The 2552-nt window shown below is 67.8% G+C and carries 1 protein-coding gene; it reads left to right on the forward strand.

Annotation, left to right across the window (positions count from 1 at the left end; genetic code table 11):
- The coding region (locus ABD974_RS19475) for a putative Ig domain-containing protein (RefSeq protein WP_345305013.1) at positions 1 to 2552 on the forward strand (2552 nt) is incomplete at both ends.

Genomic DNA, 2552 nt, shown 5'->3' on the forward strand with positions numbered 1-2552 from the left:
GAGCATCGCATCGAACGGAACGATCGGCGGCAACCTGGGTGCGCTGAGCGCCGACGGACAGACGTTCTACAACTACCGCAGCAAGGTGGTGGCAAGCGATCCGGCGGGCGCGACGGCGGAAGCGATCTTCAATATCAGCGCCAATGTCGCACCGACCGCACCGTCGGTGACCGCGCCGCTGGCGAAGCAGAACCAGGCGTACAGCCTGACCCTGCCGGTGTTCACCGACGCCAACGGCGATGCGCTGAGCTACAGCGTGAGCAATCTGCCGGCGGGGCTGAGCTTCAACGCCACGACGCGCACGATCAGCGGCACGCCGACGGGCTCGGGCGCGTCGACGGTGACCTACAGCGCCAACGACGGCATGGGCGGTACCGCCAGCATGACGTTCACGCTGACGGTGGAAGCGAACACGGCGCCGGTGGCGCCGAGCGTGGGCCCGCAGTCGGGCGCGACCGGTGTGGCGGTGTACGTGACGCTGCCGGCGTTCACGGACGCGAACTACGACACGCTGACCTACAGCGTGGGCAACCTGCCGACGGGCCTGAGCTTCAACGCGACGACGCGGGTGATCAGCGGCACGCCGACGGCGGTGGGCAGCTGGACGGTGAGCTACAGCGCGAACGACGGTCGCGGCGGGACGGCGAGCACGACGTTCGCGTTCGCGATCTCGGCGCCGGTGTCGAACCAGCCGCCGATCGTCGCCAATGCGATCCCCGACCAGTACACGATGGCCGGGACGTATTACAGCTACACGTTCCCGACCAACACGTTCCTGGATCCGGAAGGCGCGACGCTGAGCTACACGGCGACGAAGTCGGACGGCAGCGCGCTGCCGACGTGGCTGAGCTTCAACGCGGCGACGCGGACGTTCAGCGGCACGCCGACGGGCACGGCGCTGATGCAGAGCTGGACGATCCGGGTGACGGCGACGGACAACCAGGGCCAGTCGGTGTTCGACGACTTCGTGCTGGTGAAGGACGTGGTCGAGGAAGGGCAGTCCGGCGGCGGTGGTGAAGAGACGCAGGGTGGCGGTGGCGAAGAAACGCAGGGCGGCGGCGAAGAGACGCAGGGCGGCGGTGGCGGCTCCTACGAGATGGGGACGGACGGCGGCGCCGGCGGAACGTCGACACCGGCCGGCGTGCCGGTGCAGGTGCAGGAACGCTGGTTCACGTACGACGCGGAGAACCGTCTGAAGATCGTGAACGGTCAGCTGGTGGGCACGGCGGGCGATGCGAACGCGCGGATCGAGCTGCGCCCCGACTCGCTGGAAGAGGTGCCGCAGGGCACGCAGAAGGAGGTCAGCGACTCCTACGGCCTGATGTACGACGCGATCGGCCGCGAGACCGGGCGCTATCAGCGCACGACGGTGAACGGCACGGTGCAGGATCAGGTGGCGTTCGTCGGTTACGACCAGCGCGGCAACCGGATCTACGAGACCTACGCACAGGCGGTGGGCGGCGAGAGCAAGGGCATCTATCGCCTGAACCAGTACGACGACGCCAACCAGTTGATCGACACGCGCCGGTTCTTCGAGCTGGGCACGATCCGTCAGGTGTGGGTGGCGCCGATCGACCGCTACGGCGGCGACCAGCCGCCGCCGCCGAACAGCGAGGACTGGGTCCCGGAAGACGTGAACGTCGGCGGCTGGTTGATGCAGTCGGAGCAATACGCGTACGACATCGACGGCCGGATGCGCTGGCAGGAGACGCGCGGCCGCGAGACCAACTTCAGGTACTACCAGGGCGCGGGCGGCGGTGGCGACCAGTACAACGACGTGAGCCTGCTGCAGTTCACCAGTCGTGTCGACTACACGATCGCGGACAACACCGCGAGCGTGGACGACAACGCATCGGCCTACGACCTGGGCGGGCGCCTGCTGAGCTACCGTTACAGCGGCACGGGGCCCGGCGCGGCGGGCGGCTACACCCACACCTTCACGATGACGTACGAAGGCTGGGAGAGCTGGCAGGAGCGGATCGTCACGGGCGAGAGCAGCCACAACGATTACAAGTCGACGACGAACACGATCTCGCTGGACATCTACGGCCGGATCACGCAGCAGAGCGAGCACACCAACACCGATCAGCCGGGCGTGTTCGACAAGATCCGCGCGTACGCCTACAACGGCGACGGCGCGGTGCTGAACCGTCGCGACGGCTACTGGGACGGCTACTTCCGCCAGGCGACGAAGCCGGCGAGCAACGGCGACCCGATCCCGCAGAACTACCGGTTCGTGCATGCGGCGGGCCAACAGTTGGCGGAACTGGAAGCGGGCGGGGAAGTGCGGGTCACGCCGCAGCAGCAGCGGTTCTACAGCGACTTCGGCATCAACCCGCAGAAGAACCAGCTGAGCAAGGTGAACGGCACCGCAGGCGCGGGCGTGTACAGCGCCGGCGGCTCGATGGTGACGGTGATCGAAGGTGAAACGCTGCAGAACATGGCGCAGCGCATCTACGGCAACGCCAGCCTGTGGTACGTGCTGGCCGACGCGAACGGCTACAGCGACCCGACCGCCCCGCTGACCGCCGGCACGCGCCTGAACGCCCCGA

The sequence above is a fragment of the Lysobacter hankyongensis genome (assembly GCF_039543145.1).
Taxonomy (GTDB): Bacteria; Pseudomonadota; Gammaproteobacteria; order Xanthomonadales; family Xanthomonadaceae; genus Lysobacter_I; species Lysobacter_I hankyongensis.